We start from the raw sequence: 15989 nt of genomic DNA on the forward strand, positions 1-15989 counted from the left end.
CCGATTCGTCGCCCGGGCGGAAGCTACTCCGCCGCCGCCGCCGTGGTCGGCGGCTCGCGCTCGACGGTGCGGAAGGTTTCCAGCTCCGCCATGAAGTTGCGCGCCCACCAATCCACGTCCTCGCGCAGCATGCGCTCGGCCATCGGCTTCCAGCGCTCCAGGCGCTCGCCGCGGGGCATGTAGAGCGCCTGCCGGATCGCCTCGGCGACCTCGAAGCGGTCGTAGGGGTTCACCAGCAGCGCCTCGGGCAATTGCCGGGCGGCGCCGGCGAACTTCGAGAGCACGAGAACGCCGGGATCCTCCTCGCTCTGGGCGACGACGTATTCCTTGGCGACCAGGTTCATGCCGTCGCGCATCGGCGTGACGAGGCCGACGCGGGCCGCCCGGTAGAGGCCGGCGAGCACCGGCCGCGGATAGGCCTTGGTGACGTACTGGATCGGCGTCCAGGCCGGCTCGCCGAGCATGCCGTTGATATCGCCGACTTTCTCGTTCACCTCGCGGGCGAGCTGCTCGTATTCCGGCACCTCGCTGCGGGATTTCGGGGTGATCTGGATATAGACGACGTTGCCCCGCTGGTCCGGGTTCGAGGCGAAGAAGCGGTCCACCGCTTCCATGCGCTCGGGCACGCCCTTCGAGTAATCGAGCCGGTCGACGCCGATCAGCAGCTTGCGGGTGCGCAGGCCCGCCATGGTCTCGCGCACCACCTTGTTGGAGCCGGCCTTGTCGGCGGCGTCCTTGAAGCCGGCGACATCGATGCCGATGGGAAAGGCGCGGATCCGGGTGCGGCGCCCGTCCACCATCATCGAGCCGCCGCCGAGCGGAATCGCCCGCATCGTGTCGATGAAGTTGCGCGACAGGTTCTGCACGTCCGAATCGGTCTGGAGGCCGATCAGGTCGTAATCGGCCATGGCGCGCAGCAATTCGCTGCTGGCCGGCAGGGTGTTGAACACGTCGGCGGCCGGCCACGGGATGTGGTGGAAGTAGCCGATCGGGTTGGCGATGCCCTGGCCGCGCAGCTCGCTCGCCAGGGGCAGCAGGTGGTAGTCGTGCACCCAGATCAGGTCGTCGGGCTCGACCAGCTTGGCAAGCGCCTGGGCGAAGGTCTGGTTGACGCGCTGGTAGCCGGCATAGTCCGAACGGGAGAAGGTCCCCAGTCCGATCCGGTAATGCATGATCGGCCAGAGCGCCCGGTTGGCGAAGCCGGCATAGTACTCGCGATGGTCCTGCGGCGAGAGGTCGAGGACGGCGTACTGGATCGGCCCACGATCGATCAGTTCCGGCTCGGCACTCGGGTTGTCGCAGATGTTTCCGCTCCAGCCGAACCACAGCCCCTCGTAGGAGGAGAAGGCTTCCTTGACCGCGACGGCGAGCCCCCCTGCGGAGACCGCATCCTTGCCCTCGGCGGGCACGGCGACACGGTTGGAGACAATGATCAGACGTGCCACGAACCCGGCTCCGGTCCTCGCTGGGGCCGGCACGCGGGGCGCGCCGGCCTAAGGGTCTTGCGTCTGTGGGAAAACGCGCGGAAGCCTGGCGCGATCCGTCGGGCGGCAGCCAAGCGCATCGCCCCCTGCGGGTCAAGCAGGCGGCCCGACGATGTCACCGCTGATCCACCCCGCATCCGCCCGTCCGGTCCCCACGCCTGCCCGCGCTCTCGCCCGCGTCTCTGTTCTCGCCGGCGTTCTTGGCAGTGCAGCAGAGCCGCCGCCACCATGCAAGGGCCAAGCTGAACGGGCGCTGACATCCGACCCAGGAACCGATCTCGCAACCGATTTCGCAATCGATATCGTCCCGGACGCGCGCCGGGGCACGCGATCGACGGGGACCTCGCAATGGGAGTGGCCATGGGAATGGCGGTGCTTCCTCGCTTTTTCTTCTTACGCCCGAACCCTCTCCGTCCGGCGAAGGCCGCGCGGAAGGGGTCGTGAAAGCGGAACCCCACGAGGCGGCAAACGGTTCTCCGGCCGAGTTCATCGCAGATCGAAGTGCAATCCGCGCCGATCCAGCGAGCCTACACCGGAGACACGCCCATGACATCGTCCGCGTCCCCAGATCCCGTCGGCGGCCCCAAGTCGGCTGAGACCAAGGCCGATCTGGGGGATCTGCGCCACGACGTGGAGGACACCGCCAGCCTCGCGGCCGAGCGAAGCAAGGGGCTCGCCGCAGCCGCGCGCCAGCAGGCCCTGGCCTACGTCGACGACCGCAAGGGCGAGGCCGCCCGCTCCGTCTCGGACCTCGCCAAGTCCCTGCGCGACTCGGGAAAAACCTTCGACGACCGCCCCAATATCCGCGCCTTCTTCGACAGCGCGGCGGAGGGGCTCGACGATCTCGCCGGCTCGATCGAGCGGCGCAGCCTCGACGATTTCTACCGTGAGGCGGAGGCCTATGCGCGCCGCTCGCCGGTGACCGTCGCGGTGGGAGCCTTCGCGGCCGGCTTCCTGCTGTCGCGCTTCGTCAAGGCGTCGGGCGAGACGGAGGCGGATCGGTCCTACAACCGCTCCCGCACCAATTACCGGGCCTGAGGGGACCGAACCATGGCAAGCCCCAATCCATCCTCCTCCCCTCCCCCCTCCTCGATCCAGGCCCTCGTCGCGGATGCGCTGCGCGAGGCGAGCGAGCTTGCCAGCAAGGAAATCGCTCTCTTCCGCACGGAAATGACGAGCAACGTCCGCTCGTTGTTCGTCGGCCTGGCGATGATGGTGCTGGCGGCGGTGTTCGCGGTCACGGCGATGCTGGTGCTGATCGGCGCGCTGGTGAAGTTCGTCGCGACGCTGGTGGGCTCCGAATGGCTCGCGGCGCTGCTGGTCGGCGGCGGCATGCTGCTCATCGCGGTGGTGCTCGGCGTCATCGGCGCCCGGGCGATGTCGCTGTCGAATCTCGCGCCGACCCGGACCACGCGGCAGGTCCAACAGGATGCCCGCGCACTGACGGAAAGGGTTTCGGGATGAGCGAATCGATCTCGGACCTGGAGAAGGACATCGAGCAGAGCCGTGCCCGGCTCGACGAGACGATCGACCGGATTCAGGGGCGTCTCAACGCGTCGAGCCTGGTCGACGAGATGCTCGGCTCGGCCCGGCAGACACCCTACAGCGGCTTCTACGACGACGCCCTGCTGGCCGTGCGGCGCAATCCCCTGCCGGTGCTGCTGATCGCGGCGGGCGTGGGCATGCTGCTCAACGGCATGCGGACCGCTCGGCGCCCATCCACCCGCGCCCTCGTGCCGGTGGATTCCAAGCCCGTCACCGTCACGGGCGCCGACCGGACCTACGACCCCGACGCCCCCGGCGGACGTCCCGCCCACGATCTGCCGCCCGAGCGTCAGGTCTGATCCTGCAAGGGCCGCGCGCGAATCCCCGCGCCGACGGCCGCAAGACATGGAGTCGATCATGAGCCAAGGCCCCAACCATCAAGGCCCCACCACCCCGCCCGTCGGCGCACCCGTCGAGACCCTGCCGGAGAACATCGCCGGCCGCTCCGGCATGCCTCGCGAAACCGGCGTCGATCACAGCCTTCACAACATATCCGACCGGGCGACCGCGCAGGGGCGTGACGCCAATGCCCGCCTCCAGGCCGGACTGGAGGACACCGCCGAGCAGGCCCGGGAAGGCGCGCGCAACCTGAGGGATCAGGCGGCGGATCAGGCCTCCCAGATCAAGAACCGCGTGGGCGAGGCCACCGAATCGGTCCGCGCTCAGGCCGGCGACACGGTCCGCGCGGCCCGGGAGCGGGCGAGCGAGACCTACGAGGATGCCCGCTCCTGGGCGGAGGACCGCTACGACAGGCATCGCCAGCGCGCCGCCGACCTCGCCGATCGCGGCACCCGGCGCCTGCACGAGGGCCGCACGGCCACCGAGCAGTTCGTCACCGAGAACCCGCTCCTCGTCGGCGTGGTCGGCCTCGCCGCCGGCCTGCTGCTCGGCGCGCTCCTGCCGCGCACCCGCCAGGAGGACCGGGCGCTCGGCCCCTACGCCGACGACCTGCGCGACCAGGGCATCCGCTACGCCCGCGACCTGACCCATCGCGGCCGCGCCTTCGTCGAGACGGCGCTCGACCCCGAGAATCTCGACGCGGCGGTCAAGCGGGCGAGTGCTCCGGGAGGTCAGCCGGGGGGAGCGGCGACGGGACAAGGGACGGGCCAGGGCACCGGTCAAGGCACGGGGACAGCCACCGGCTCCGGACCGGGCTTCGACCCGACCGAGCGGACGGCGCACCGCCTCTGAGAGACGCGCGAGCCCCTCTCCCCCATGCGGGGAGAGGGCTTCCCGTGAGAACCCGACGTCTCAGCCGAAATGCCGGGCCAGCGTCTCGCGGACGGCCTCGACCATCCGCTCCACCGGCACGGAGATCTGCGCGGGGCGCGTCGCCTTCCACTCGGCGTTGCTGGCGATCGCCGCGGCCGCGCGGGCCCCCTCGATCAGGTCCTTGATCTGGACTTCGCCGGCCTCGCGCTCGTTCGAGCCCTGGATCACCACCACAGGCGCCCGGCGGCGATCGGCATATTTCATCTGCGCCTTCATCCCGGCCGCACCGAGATAGAGCTCGGCCCGGATGTTTTCCGCACGCAGCCGGGCGACCAGCGCCTGATACTCGGCGATGTTTTCGCGATCCAAGACCAGCACCACGACAGGGCCGGGCTTGGCCGCGCCCTCCACCAGCGGACTCTTGGTCAGCCGCAGGGCCGAGAACAGCCGCGAGACGCCGATGGAGAAACCGGTGGCCGGCACCGGCTCGCTGCGGAAGCGCCCGACGAGACCGTCGTAGCGCCCGCCGCCCGCCACCGAGCCGAAGCGCACGGTCTGGCCGTCCTCGTTGGTGACGGGGAAAGTCAGCTCCGCCTCGTAGACGGGACCGGTATAGTATTCGAGCCCGCGCACCACGCTCGGATCGGCCCGCACCCGGTCGTGGCCGTAGCCGGCCGCCTCGCACAGCCGCATGATCGCGTGGAGTTCGGCGATGCCCTCGCGGCCGGTCTCCGAGTCGCCGACCACCGCGTGCCAGGATCCGAAGAACTTCTCCCAGAACGCCATCCGGTCGGCGCCGTCATGCGGGCTCGCCTCGAAGCCGACATAGGCCAGGATACGCTCGATGGCGTCGTCGCCAAGCCCGGCGCCCTTGGTGAAGTCGCCGCTCTCGTCCTTGCGGCCGGGGCCGAGCAGCAGGCGCACGCCGTCGGCGCCAAGGCGGTCGAGCTTGTCGATGGCGCGCAGCACGGTGAGCCGCTGGCCGGCCTTGTCGGGACCGGCGAGGCCGATCGCCTCCATCACGCCGTCGAGCACCTTGCGGTTGTTGACCTTGACCACGTACTGGCCGGCGAGCCCGAGCCGCTCCAGCGTGTCGGCCATCAGCATGCAGGTCTCGGCATCCGCCGCGACCGAGCCGGCTCCGACGATGTCGGCATCGAACTGCATGAACTGGCGGAAGCGGCCCGGCCCCGGCTTCTCGTTGCGGAAGACGTAGCCCGCCCGGTAGCTGCGATAGGGCTTCGGCAACGCGTCGAAGTTCTCGGCGACGTGGCGGGCGAGCGGCGCCGTCAGGTCGTAGCGGAGCGAGAGCCACTGCTCATCGTCGTCCTGGAACGAGAACACGCCCTCGTTGGGCCGGTCGAGATCCGGCAGGAACTTGCCCAGCGCCTCGGTGTACTCGACGAAGGGCGTCTCCAGCGCCTCGAACCCGTAGAGCTCGAAGGTCTGCCGGATCGTGTCCAGCATGCGGCCCTGGGCCAGGATGTCGGCCTCGGTGCGGTCGGGGAAGCCGCGCGGCAGGCGGGGTTTCAGGGTGTCGGCCTTGGCCATGTCGTCGCCGATCGGAGCGGTTCTTTGAAGGGAAGCCCGGCTCTATCGCAGGCGGCCGTGAGGCGGCAACCCGAGGGCGCGTCAGAACAGGCGGCTGCCGTCCGGCACCGGCTGATCGGGGGCGAACAGCACGACGGCGCCGGCCGCGTCGGCGAAGCCGAGCGTCAGCACCTCCGACAGGAACTTGCCGATCTGGCGCGGCGGGAAGTTCACCACCGCCGCCACCTGTCGGCCGACCAGCGTCTCGGGGGTGTAGTGCTCGGTGATCTGCGCGCTGGAGCGCTTGCGGCCGATCACCGGCCCGAAATCGATGACGAGCTTGATCGCGGGCTTGCGCGCCTGGGGGAAGGGCTCGGCCGCGACGACGGTCCCGACGCGGATATCGACGGCGAGGAAGGCGTCGAACCCGATTTTCTTCGATTCCGGAGCGGCGGGATCGTGGCTGACGTGCATGGGCCGGTCTGAGCGCTTGGAGGCGGTGCGGCCTTCTACGAAAGCCGAGGGCGGTCTCCAAGCCGGACCACATGGTCGAGCAAGGGGGATGTTTCCGCCGAACGGCGTCTCAAAGCGTGAGGCGATAGGCCAGCAGTGCGCCGAGGCTGAGGACCGCCAGCGGGATCTGCGCCGGCCGCAGGCGCTCGAAGAACAGGGGCGCCTCGCCCCGGCTTGCGGCAATCGGATCGAGAATCGTGATCTCGGTGAAGCCGGCGATCAGCAGGCCGAGCGCGATGGCGGGCTTGCCCAGGGCGAAGGCGACGAGGGCGCCGAAGGCCAGCAGGAACAGGCTCAGCATCGTGGCGATCTGCGCCCCGGTCGCCCCGCCCTCGGTGCGGAAGCTGACGCCGCGGCGCACGCCGGAGAGGAACAGCAGGATCGCGCAAGCCCAGAGCAGCGTCAGGTTGAAGACCGCCTCGGCCAGCGCGCCGTGCAGCAGCCACACCAGCACCGCGCCGGCGACGAAGGGCAGCATCGGCCCGAAGCCGAACACGACGCTGAGCCAGGGCACGGCGCGGGGCTCGTAGGCGCGGATCGTGCGGCCCTTCTCGTCGTCCAGGGTTCGGGCCATGCGCGCCTCGTGACCGGTGGGAAGCGCCCGGTGAACGGTTGGCGCGCCGGCCTGTTCCGCGCCGGCCGAGTGCGGTTCAAGTGCGGATCAGGCGCGGATCACGCCGGCTTCTCGGCGGAACGGGCGGCACGCCGCCGCTCCTCCCGGCGGGTGCGCCGGCGCTGCGAGCGGCCGTCCTCGGTGGTGGCGGCGAGCCACCAGACCAGGGCGAGCGCCAGGATGCCCGCCGCCCCGAGCGCCAGGAAGGATCCGCTCCAGCCGAACCATTCCTGGGCGAGACCGCCATACCAGGCCGACAGCGCACCGCCCGCCCCCTGCACCGCGTTGACGGTGCCGAGCGCCGTCTGGGTGCGGCCGGAGCCCCAGGTCAGGTCGGCCACCACCACCGGCACCGCCACGCCGATGATGCCGGAGGCCACACCGTCGAGGATCTCGGCCGAGATGAGCCAGACGGGATCGTCGATGAAGGCCGAGAGGGCCGCCCGGACGGGCAGGGCGAGGCAGGCGGCGAGGAGGAGCTGGCGCCGGCCGCGCCGGTCGGCGAGCGAGCCGGCGGCGAGCGCCACCGGCACCATCACGAGCTGGGCCACCATGACGTAGCGGGCGGTCCAGGCGGTGGGATTGTCCGCGGTGTGGACCAGTTTCTGCCCGAGCAGGGTCAGCATGCCGCCGTTTCCGAGCTGGAACAGGGCGAGCGCCACCGCGAGCACGAGCAGCCGCCGGTTGGTGAAGATCTGGGCGTAGGAGGAGCGGGCCGGCTCCGCCTCGTCCTCCTCCTTCCAGCCCGCGGCCCGGCGCCGGTTGAAGGCGCGGGCCGGCATCGCCAGCGTGGCGGCGATGGCCGCCGCGGCCATGCCACCCAGGACCCAGAAGGCGATTTCGGCTCCGAAATGGGCGGTGCCGAAGGTGATGAGACCGGCGGCGATGAGGATGCCGATATGGTTGAAGGCCTGGTTGCGCCCCTGCTGGCGCGGGAACGCCTCCTTGCCGACGACGCCCAGCGTCAACGCCGTGACGGCGAGCAGCAGCAGCGTGCCGCCGGCGGCGGCCAGGAACTGCGCGGCCAGCACCGGCAGGAAGGTGTGGGCCGGCATCAGGAGCAGCGTGCCGGCGAGGATCGCGGCGCAGGAGATCACGATGAGCAGGCGCGGCCGCCCGAGGCGATCGACCAGCGCGCCGAAGGGGCCGCTGAGCAGCAGCGTGCCCGCGCCCACCAGCGTGGTGACGAGCCCGATCTGCGACGGGCTCCACTGCCGCATCTGCGCGAGCCACGTGCCGAGGAATGGCCCGAGCCCGCCCTGGATGTCGCCGATGAAGACGTTGATCAGGGCGAGGTGGGTGGTGGGCGCCATGCTGTCCTTGAGGGCTGAACCGGGGACGGGCCGGGGGCGGGCCCCGTAACGCAGTGCCGCTCAAGGGGCAATGCGCGGAACGATCCGCGGGGCTATCGTGCCCGCCTCAACTCCGCAGGCGACTTACGAGTGGTCGCGACCGCTCGGCGCGGCCGGGATGACGTGCCTAACAAAAAGACCCCGGCGCCATGGCGCCGGGGTCTTGTCCAGAGAACCTTTGCTTAGGACGACGGGTCCGAAGCCCCGCCTCAGGAGGCGAGCGGCGCGCCCGTGCCCTGCCCGGCAGCCTGCGCTTCCATCATCTTCTGCTGGTAGAGGCCGACGAAGTCGATCGGGTCGATGTAGAGCGGCGGGAAACCGCCGTTGCGGACCGCTTCGGCGACGATCTGGCGCGCGAAGGGGAAGAGCAGGCGCGGGCACTCGATCATCACCGCCGGGTGGATCTGCTCCTGCGGGATATTGCGCATGCGGAAAATGCCGGCGTACTTCAGCTCGAACGCGAACAGCACGTCGTTCTGGATCTTGGCATCGCCCTCGAGCGTCAGTTCGACCTCGAAATCAGCCTCGGCGATCTGCTGGGCGTTGACGTTGACCTGGATGTTGATCTGAGGCCCGCCCTCCTGCGGCTGCAGGGAGCGCGGCGCATTCGGGTTCTCGAAGGAGAGATCCTTGGCATATTGCGCCAGCGCATTGATCGCGGGCGCGAGATCCTGGCCCTGCGCGCCGTTGCCGTTCGGTGCCGCGGTGTCGGCCATGGCGTCTCTCCTTCTAGCGTCGTCGTTGCGCGCTTGTGGTGCCGCGCAAGAGCGCCCCTCCGGCGCGGGCTGCGGCTACCATGCCCGTTTCCGGCGAACAAGCGGAACCCAAGCGATCGGCGGCCCCCGTCGCGCGGCGGCGAAGAACGGCCTCCGATCGGCGGGCAGGTTGCGCACAGGTCCAATGCAGACGCGCGCGAATGGGACGCGGAGGCTCGTCTCAACGGATTGCCTGGAATACCTCGCAGGTGCGCCCATATCACGATAAGGTCACGGACTTCGAACAGTCGGAGACACTCAGACCCAAGCGCCTATCAAGACGTCCGTTTCCGGCTCGATCCCCGCGCCGCCCTCGGCTAAGAGCCGGTTTTGCGAACCCTTTTCCGGTCACGGGCGGGGGACTCGCAGGACCATCTGCCGGAGCGCAGCGGGCGGGATCACGGGACGGCCCCTCTCGTCCGGGCGGCCTCGCGGGCGCCGGACTTATGTGTGCGACGGTCACGATTCGGATCGGTGATGCAGGATTCCTTCGACGCAACCACTCTGATTTTCCTGGCGCTGGCCGTCTTCGTGATCTGGCGGCTGCGCTCGGTCCTCGGCCAGAAGACCGGTACCGAGCGCTCGCCCTTCCGACCGGTGGAGCGCAACCGCACCGAGCCGCCGGCCGCCGGCCGCGGCGAGGGCGACAACGTGGTGCGCCTGCCCGGCGCCGACCGCGGGCAGGCGGGTGCGGCGGTGCAGACCGCGGCCCGCGACTGGCGCGGCATCGCCGAGCCCGGCTCGGCGGTCGCCCGTGGCCTTGAGCAGGTGGTTCAGGTCGAGCCGAGCTTCGAGCCGCGCGCCTTCCTGGAGGGCGCCAAGGGGGCCTACGAGGCCATCGTCATCGCCTTCGCCAAGGGCGACCGCAAGACCCTGCGCGCGCTCCTCTCGCGTGAGGTCTGCGAGGGCTTCGAGCGGGCGATTTCGGAGCGCGAGAAGCGCCGCGAGACCGTCGAGACCACCTTCATCTCGATCGATAAGGCCGAGATGGTCTCCGTCGAGGTGAAGAACCGCATCGCGCAGGTCACCGTGCGCTTCCTCTCGAACCTCATCACCGCCACCCGCGACGCGGACGGCAAGGTGATCGACGGCAATGCCGAGACCGGCGTCGAGGTGCCCGACGTGTGGACCTTCGCCCGCACGCTCGGCTCGCGCGATCCGAACTGGCAGCTCGTCGCCACCGACGCGGGCGGCTGATCGATCCGCGTCATGCCGCGTTCGCGTGTTTCCCTTCCGGCCGCAGCGGTCCTCGCCGCTGCGGCCGTTTCCATTCCCGCCGCGTCGCCCCGCGCGGCCGACGCCCCGCAGGTGCCCGGCGCGGTGCTGGAGCCGGTCGCGCTCGCGGCGCTGCCGGGCTGGCGCGAGGACGACGGCGCGGCGGCTCTCGATACCTTCCGCCGCACCTGCGCCGGGCCCGGCCCCAACCCGCCCCAGGCCGAGGCTGTCACGGGCTCGCCGGCCGACCTCGCGGCGGCCTGCGCTGCGGCCGCCGCGGTGAGGCCGGAGGGAGCCAAGACATTCTTCGAGGCGCACTTCTCCGCCTATCGCATCGTGCGCCCGGCCTCCGGAAAGGAGCCGGAACGCCGGGTCGGCTTCCTCACCGGCTATTTCGAGCCGGAACTGACGGGATCCCTGGAGCCCGGCCCCGGCTACACCGCCCCGGTGCTCGCCCGGCCCGACGACCTCGTCAGCCTCGCCCCCGGAGAGACCGCGCCGGGACTCGATCCGATCTACCGGGCGGGTCGGCGCACCGAGGCCGGCCTCGTCCCCTATCCCGACCGCGCGGCGATCGAGGACGGGGCGCTCGGCGAGCGGACCCGGCCGCTGCTCTGGCTGCGCGACGCCGTCGATCTGTTCGTGCTGCAGGTGCAGGGGTCGGGCAGGGTGCGCCTGCCGGACGGCCGCGGGATGCGGGTGCTCTACGACGGCAAGAACGGCCAGCCCTACACCTCGATCGGCAAGCTCCTCGTCGCCGAGGGCCACCTGCCGATCAACGGCCTGAGCCTGGAGCGCTGGACCGCCTGGCTGCGGGCGAACCCGGACCATGCCCGCCGACTGATGCGGATGAACGCGTCCTACATCTTCTTCCGGACCGAGCCGGTCACGGACCCGGCACTCGGCCCGCCCGGCGCCGCGGGCGTGCCCCTCAGCCCGGGACGCAGCATGGCGGTCGACGGCAACCTCTGGCGCTACGGACTGCCGTTCTGGCTGGAGGGCAAGCTTCCGGGCCAGCCCGGACGCGGCCATCTCGTCGTCGCCGCCGATACCGGCTCGGCGATCGTCGGTCCGGCGCGGGGCGACCTCTATGTCGGCACCGGGGCCGCCGCCGGCCGGGCGGCGGGCGACCTGCACGATCGCATGGGTTTCATCGTGCTGATCCCCAAGCCGGCGCCCGCCGAGACGGGCCCCGCGAAGGATTCCGTGCAGGATGCGAAGGCCCCTGCCCGCGACCCGGCCGTGCCGGAGGCCGCCGCCGGGGAGTCCCGGCCGTGAGGGAGCGACCGCCGCGGCGCCCCCGCCTGCTCTCGCGCGAGGAGGCCCATCTCTGGGGCGAGATCGCCAAGCTGATCACGCCGCTGCGGGGCCGGGCGCGGCTGAGGAAGGCGGCGAAGGCGCCCGCCGCCGAGGCCGAGCGATCCGCCGGGCCGGACCGGCCGAGCGCGGCTCCCCCGGCCTCGGTCGCGAGGCCGGCCCCGAAGACACCGACGAAGACGCCGTCCAAGCCGGCCCTGAAATCCGCGTCGAAGCCCGCCTCCCCTCCCCCGGCCCGGCCCGCACCGGCCGTCCCGCTGCCGCACTCGGCTTCGAAGCCGCTCAAGCTCGGCGACCTCGCCCCCGAAATCGCCCGCGCCTCCGCCGCGCCGGGTCAGGCCCCTGCGCCGCTTCCGCCGGGTGCGCCGGGGCTGGAACGGCGCGAGCGGCGCGGCCTGGAGCGCGGCACGCTGGCGATCGAGGCACGCATCGACCTGCACGGCCTGTATCAGGCGGAGGCGCACGCCGCCCTCGTCGGATTCCTGCTGCGGGCCCGCGCGGCGGGGCATGCCCGCGTGCTCGTGGTGACCGGCAAGGGCGGCGAGGGTTTCGGCGGGCCCGACCGCGGCGGCTTCTCCGAGCGGGGCGTGCTCCGGCGCAGCGTGCCCCACTGGCTGAGGGGCCCGGAGCTGCGCGCGCTCGTGCTCGGCTTCGAGGAGGCGGCGCGCCACCACGGCGGAGCCGGCGCCCTCTACGTGCGGCTGCGGCGGCGCTAATCCGCCGGAGGGCCGGCCGTCATGCGTGCCCGACGGAACCTGAGGTCAAATCGGCGAGGGGGTCTTGAGCCGGGTGGCGAAACGCGCTACTGAGCCATGCTCTCCCATTGCAGCCGTGTCGCATTCCTCGGTCTCTTCGGCCCAGCGGAACCGATGCGTGGGCCGGGCCGCGCGCCCGCGACGGCTACGGACCCCGGGGCGCTTCCCCGGCGCCCGGCCCTGCTCCCGAACCGGCCGATTTCTTCCCGCCCTTCGTTGGTTGCATCTCCCCACATGACGTCACAGAACGACGCTCTCGCCCCCGTCGAAGCTCCGGCCGAAGCCGCCGTCGCGCCGGCCGATCTCGCCACCCGACGCGAGGTGAAGCTCCAGGACCTCAAGTCCAAATCGCCGACCGAACTCATCACCTTCGCGGAGGAGGTCGAGGTCGAGAATGCCTCGACCATGCGCAAGCAGGAGCTGATGTTCGCGATCCTGAAGCAGCTCGCGGCCAACGAGACCGAGATCATCGGCTCCGGTACGGTCGAGGTGCTTCAGGACGGGTTCGGCTTCCTGCGCTCGAACGACTCGAACTACCTGCCGGGTCCGGACGACATCTACATCTCGCCGACCCAGATCCGCCGCTTCGGCCTGCGCACCGGCGACACGGTGGAGGGCCCGATCCGCGGCCCCAAGGACGGCGAGCGCTACTTCGCCCTGATCAAGGTCAACACGATCAACTTCGAGAACCCGGAGAAGATCAAGCACAAGGTCCACTTCGACAACCTGACGCCGCTGTTCCCGACGAAGCGGTTCAAGCTCGAACTGGACAACCCGACCAAGAAAGACTTCTCGCCCCGCATCATCGACATCGTCTCGCCGATCGGTAAGGGCCAGCGCGCGCTGATCGTCGCGCCGCCGCGCACGGGTAAGACCGTGCTGATGCAGAACATTGCGCAGTCGATCACCCTCAACCACCCTGAGTGCTACCTCATCGTGCTGCTCATCGACGAGCGCCCGGAAGAGGTGACCGACATGATCCGCTCGGTGAAGGGCGAGGTCATCGCCTCGACCTTCGACGAGCCGGCCACCCGCCACGTGCAGGTCGCCGAGATGGTGATCGAGAAGGCCAAGCGTCTGGTCGAGCACGGCCGCGACGTGGTGATCCTGCTCGATTCCATCACCCGCCTCGGCCGCGCCTACAACACGGTGGTGCCCTCCTCCGGCAAGGTGCTGACCGGCGGCGTCGACGCCAACGCCCTGCAGCGGCCCAAGCGCTTCTTCGGCGCGGCCCGCAACATCGAGGAGGGCGGCTCGCTCACCATCATCGCCACCGCGCTGATCGACACCGGATCGCGCATGGACGAGGTGATCTTCGAGGAGTTCAAGGGCACCGGCAACTCCGAGATCATTCTCGACCGCAAGGTCTCCGATAAGCGCATCTTCCCGGCCATCGACATCACCCGCTCCGGCACCCGCAAGGAGGAGCTGCTGGTGCCGCCGGATTCGCTCAAGAAGACCTATGTGCTCCGCCGCATCCTCAACCCGATGGGCGTCACCGACGCGATCGAGTTCCTCATGGACAAGCTGCGCCAGACCAAGAGCAACAGCGACTTCTTCGACTCGATGAACACGTAAGGCGAGGCGCCTTATCGCGATGTCCTGCCGAGGGGCTGGCCGATGCGATCGGCCGGCCCCTCATTCGTTTCCGGCCGTGCCTCGGCGTTGCCGTCCGAGGGGCAATCCTGCCGGAACGCGTCGGCTCACCATGTGAGATTATGCAGCAATCACAAAATCTTCCGGCCACTCGAACCTTCGTTTTCGTGTGACGTTGGCCCGCCATGACCGCCCGCGGGCGGTTGGGCACGGAGACGGCGAATGGCAACCCGCAACGTATCGGATCTCGTGGTCGAGACGCTCCAGCAGGCGGGGGTACGCCGCGTCTACGGCCTCGTCGGCGACAGCCTGAACGGGATCACGGAAGCGATCCGCAGCCGCGGCGTGATCGACTGGGTCCATGTCCGCCACGAGGAGGTCGCCGCCTTCGCCGCCGCGGGCGAGGCGCAGGTGACCGGCGAACTTGCGGTCTGCGCCGGCTCCTGTGGACCCGGTAATCTCCACCTCATCAACGGCCTGTTCGATGCCCACCGCACCCGCACGCCGGTGCTGGCGATCGCCGCCCACATCCCGTCGAGCGAGATCGGCCTCAACTACTTCCAGGCGACCCGTCCGGAAGAGCTGTTTCGCGATTGCAGCCATTTCTGTGAGCTGGTCTCGGACCCCGAGCAATTGCCCAACGTCCTCGAGACCGCGATCCGCACGGCCGTGGGCCGGCGCGGCGTCGCCGTCGTGGTCATTCCCGGCACCGTCGCCCTCAAGGAGGCTCCGAAACGCGCGCTGGCCGCCCCCGCGACCCTGCGCCCGCGCGCGCCCGTCGCCGTGCCGCCGGCCGACGAACTCGACCGCCTCGCCGAACTGCTCAACGGCTCCAAGAGGATCACGCTGCTGTGCGGGCGCGGCTGCGCCGGGGCGCACGCGCCGCTGATGCGTCTGGCGGAACGGCTCAAGAGCCCGATCGTCCACGCGCTGGGCGGCAAGGAGCATGTCGAGCACGACAACCCCTACGATGTCGGCATGACCGGCCTGATCGGCTTCTCGTCGGGCTATGCGGCGATGGAGGCCTGCGAGACCCTGCTGATGCTCGGCACCGACTTCCCCTACCGCCAGTTCTACCCCGAGCACGCCAAGATCGCGCAGGTCGATCTTCGCCCGGAGAATCTGGGCAAGCGCTGCCGGCTCGAACTCGGCCTCGTCGGCGATGTCGCCGCCACCCTCGAGGCGCTGCTGCCGCGGCTGACCGGCAACGACAGCGCGCGCCATCTGGAGGCCAGCCTCAAGCACTACGCCAAGGCACGGGAAGATCTCGACGACCTCGCCACCGGCAAGCCGGGGCGCAAGCCGATCCACCCGCAATACCTCACCCGACTCCTCAGCGAGGCGGCGCATGACGACGCGGTGTTCACGGCCGATGTCGGCACGCCGACCGTCTGGGCGGCGCGCTACCTCACCATGACCGCCGGCCGGCGCCTGATCGGCTCCTGGGCGCACGGCTCGATGGCCAACGCCCTGCCCCACGCCATCGGCATCCAGGCGGCGAGCCCCGGGCGGCAGGTGATCTCGCTCTCGGGCGATGGCGGCTTCGCCATGCTGATGGGCGACATCCTCACCCTCCGCCAAGAGAAGCTGCCGGTGAAGGTCGTCATCTACAACAACGGCACGCTCGGCTTCGTCGAGCTGGAGATGAAGGCCGCGGGCTATCTTGAGACCGGCGTCACACTCGAGAACCCGGACTTCGCCGCCATGGCCAACGCCATCGGCATCCATGCCCGCCGGGTCGAGGATCCGGGCGATCTGGAGGGCGCGATCCGGGACGTGCTGGCCCATCCCGGCCCCGCCCTGCTCGACGTGGTGACGAACCGCCAGGAACTGGCGATGCCGCCGAAGCTCCAGGCCGAGCAGGTGAAGGGTTTCAGCCTCTACGCGCTCCAGGCGGTGATGAACGGGCGCGGCGACGCCATCCTCGATCTGGCCAAGACCAACCTGCTCCGCTGACGTCGGGCGTCCGCCGCGCTCCGGAACCGGTCCGGGCGCGGCGGACGTCATCGCCAAATCGAGGCCGAGCCTGTAACTGCACGCCGTTGCCAGGCAGTCACACTGGGCTGCAACATAGCCCGCGCATTCGACCGCGCATCATCCGC

General features: G+C 70.3%; 15 protein-coding genes. 9 read left to right on the top strand and 6 right to left on the bottom strand.

Translation table 11 applies throughout. The annotated features are described in order from the left end of the window. Positions 1-23: 23 nt before the first annotated feature. The gene (locus HNR01_RS13460; RefSeq protein WP_017485156.1) at positions 24-1445 is read right to left on the bottom strand and encodes an alpha,alpha-trehalose-phosphate synthase (UDP-forming); all 1422 of its coding nucleotides are present in this window, start codon (positions 1443-1445) and stop codon (positions 24-26) included. Positions 1446-2030: 585 nt separating this feature from the next. Here HNR01_RS13460 and HNR01_RS13465 point away from each other — a divergent pair. Genes HNR01_RS13465 through HNR01_RS13480 form a run of 4 tightly spaced genes read left to right on the top strand, consistent with a single transcriptional unit; the run spans position 2031 to position 4220 of the window. Beyond that, entirely contained in the window at positions 2031-2522 is a 492-nt protein-coding gene (locus HNR01_RS13465; RefSeq protein WP_183668049.1) for a hypothetical protein, read from the top strand. A 12-nt stretch (positions 2523-2534) separates the two neighbouring features. Then, positions 2535-2948 carry a phage holin family protein gene (locus HNR01_RS13470; RefSeq protein WP_153874663.1) on the top strand — a complete coding sequence of 138 codons (414 nt, stop codon included), beginning with the start codon at positions 2535-2537 and terminating at the stop codon, positions 2946-2948. Beyond that, a complete protein-coding gene (locus HNR01_RS13475; RefSeq protein ID WP_017485153.1) occupies positions 2945-3328 on the top strand; it encodes a DUF3618 domain-containing protein in 384 nt (127 codons plus the stop codon). Before HNR01_RS13470 ends, HNR01_RS13475 begins: the two co-directional genes overlap by 4 nt. Positions 3329-3386: 58 nt before the next feature. Next, a complete protein-coding gene (locus HNR01_RS13480) occupies positions 3387-4220 on the top strand; it encodes a DUF883 family protein (RefSeq protein ID WP_183668050.1) in 834 nt (277 codons plus the stop codon). A gap of 60 nt (positions 4221-4280) precedes the next feature. On the opposite strand, the gene hisS is transcribed toward HNR01_RS13480, so the two are convergent. The 5 genes from hisS to secB form a co-directional block, all read right to left on the bottom strand. Further along, complete coding sequence (gene hisS, locus HNR01_RS13485; protein WP_183668051.1) at positions 4281-5792, bottom strand: histidine--tRNA ligase; 1512 nt, start codon at positions 5790-5792, stop codon at positions 4281-4283. 81 nt (positions 5793-5873) lie between these two features. Then, the gene (locus tag HNR01_RS13490) at positions 5874-6245 is read right to left on the bottom strand and encodes a tRNA-binding protein (RefSeq protein WP_183668052.1); all 372 of its coding nucleotides are present in this window, start codon (positions 6243-6245) and stop codon (positions 5874-5876) included. Between the two features lie 109 nt (positions 6246-6354). Beyond that, on the bottom strand, positions 6355-6858 hold the full coding sequence (locus HNR01_RS13495; RefSeq protein WP_183668053.1) for a DUF3429 domain-containing protein: 504 nt from the start codon (positions 6856-6858) through the stop codon (positions 6355-6357). Between the two features lie 98 nt (positions 6859-6956). After that, positions 6957-8210 (bottom strand): MFS transporter, encoded by a 1254-nt coding sequence (locus HNR01_RS13500; RefSeq protein ID WP_183668054.1) that lies wholly within the window; start codon positions 8208-8210, stop codon positions 6957-6959. A gap of 248 nt (positions 8211-8458) precedes the next feature. After that, complete coding sequence (gene secB, locus HNR01_RS13505) at positions 8459-8965, bottom strand: protein-export chaperone SecB (RefSeq protein ID WP_017485147.1); 507 nt, start codon at positions 8963-8965, stop codon at positions 8459-8461. 516 nt (positions 8966-9481) lie between these two features. Between secB and HNR01_RS13510 the strand changes: the two genes are divergently transcribed. The 5 genes from HNR01_RS13510 to poxB all read left to right on the top strand — a co-directional run bounded on the left by HNR01_RS13510 (position 9482) and on the right by poxB (position 15843). After that, the gene (locus HNR01_RS13510) at positions 9482-10201 is read left to right on the top strand and encodes a Tim44/TimA family putative adaptor protein (protein WP_183668055.1); all 720 of its coding nucleotides are present in this window, start codon (positions 9482-9484) and stop codon (positions 10199-10201) included. A gap of 12 nt (positions 10202-10213) precedes the next feature. Beyond that, positions 10214-11497: a murein transglycosylase A gene (mltA, locus tag HNR01_RS13515; protein WP_017485145.1), complete on the top strand. Its 1284-nt coding sequence runs from the start codon at positions 10214-10216 to the stop codon at positions 11495-11497. Then, positions 11494-12252 carry a Smr/MutS family protein gene (locus tag HNR01_RS13520; protein ID WP_183668056.1) on the top strand — a complete coding sequence of 253 codons (759 nt, stop codon included), beginning with the start codon at positions 11494-11496 and terminating at the stop codon, positions 12250-12252. The genes mltA and HNR01_RS13520 overlap by 4 nt, the downstream gene beginning before the upstream one ends. Positions 12253-12525: 273 nt before the next feature. Then, complete coding sequence (gene rho, locus HNR01_RS13525) at positions 12526-13869, top strand: transcription termination factor Rho (protein ID WP_017485143.1); 1344 nt, start codon at positions 12526-12528, stop codon at positions 13867-13869. Positions 13870-14109: 240 nt separating this feature from the next. Next, positions 14110-15843, top strand: coding sequence for a ubiquinone-dependent pyruvate dehydrogenase (poxB, locus tag HNR01_RS13530; protein ID WP_183668057.1), 1734 nt, complete (start codon positions 14110-14112; stop codon positions 15841-15843). Positions 15844-15989 lie beyond the last annotated feature (146 nt).

The sequence above is a fragment of the Methylorubrum rhodesianum genome (assembly GCF_014199985.1).
Classification (GTDB): domain Bacteria; phylum Pseudomonadota; class Alphaproteobacteria; order Rhizobiales; family Beijerinckiaceae; genus Methylobacterium; species Methylobacterium rhodesianum.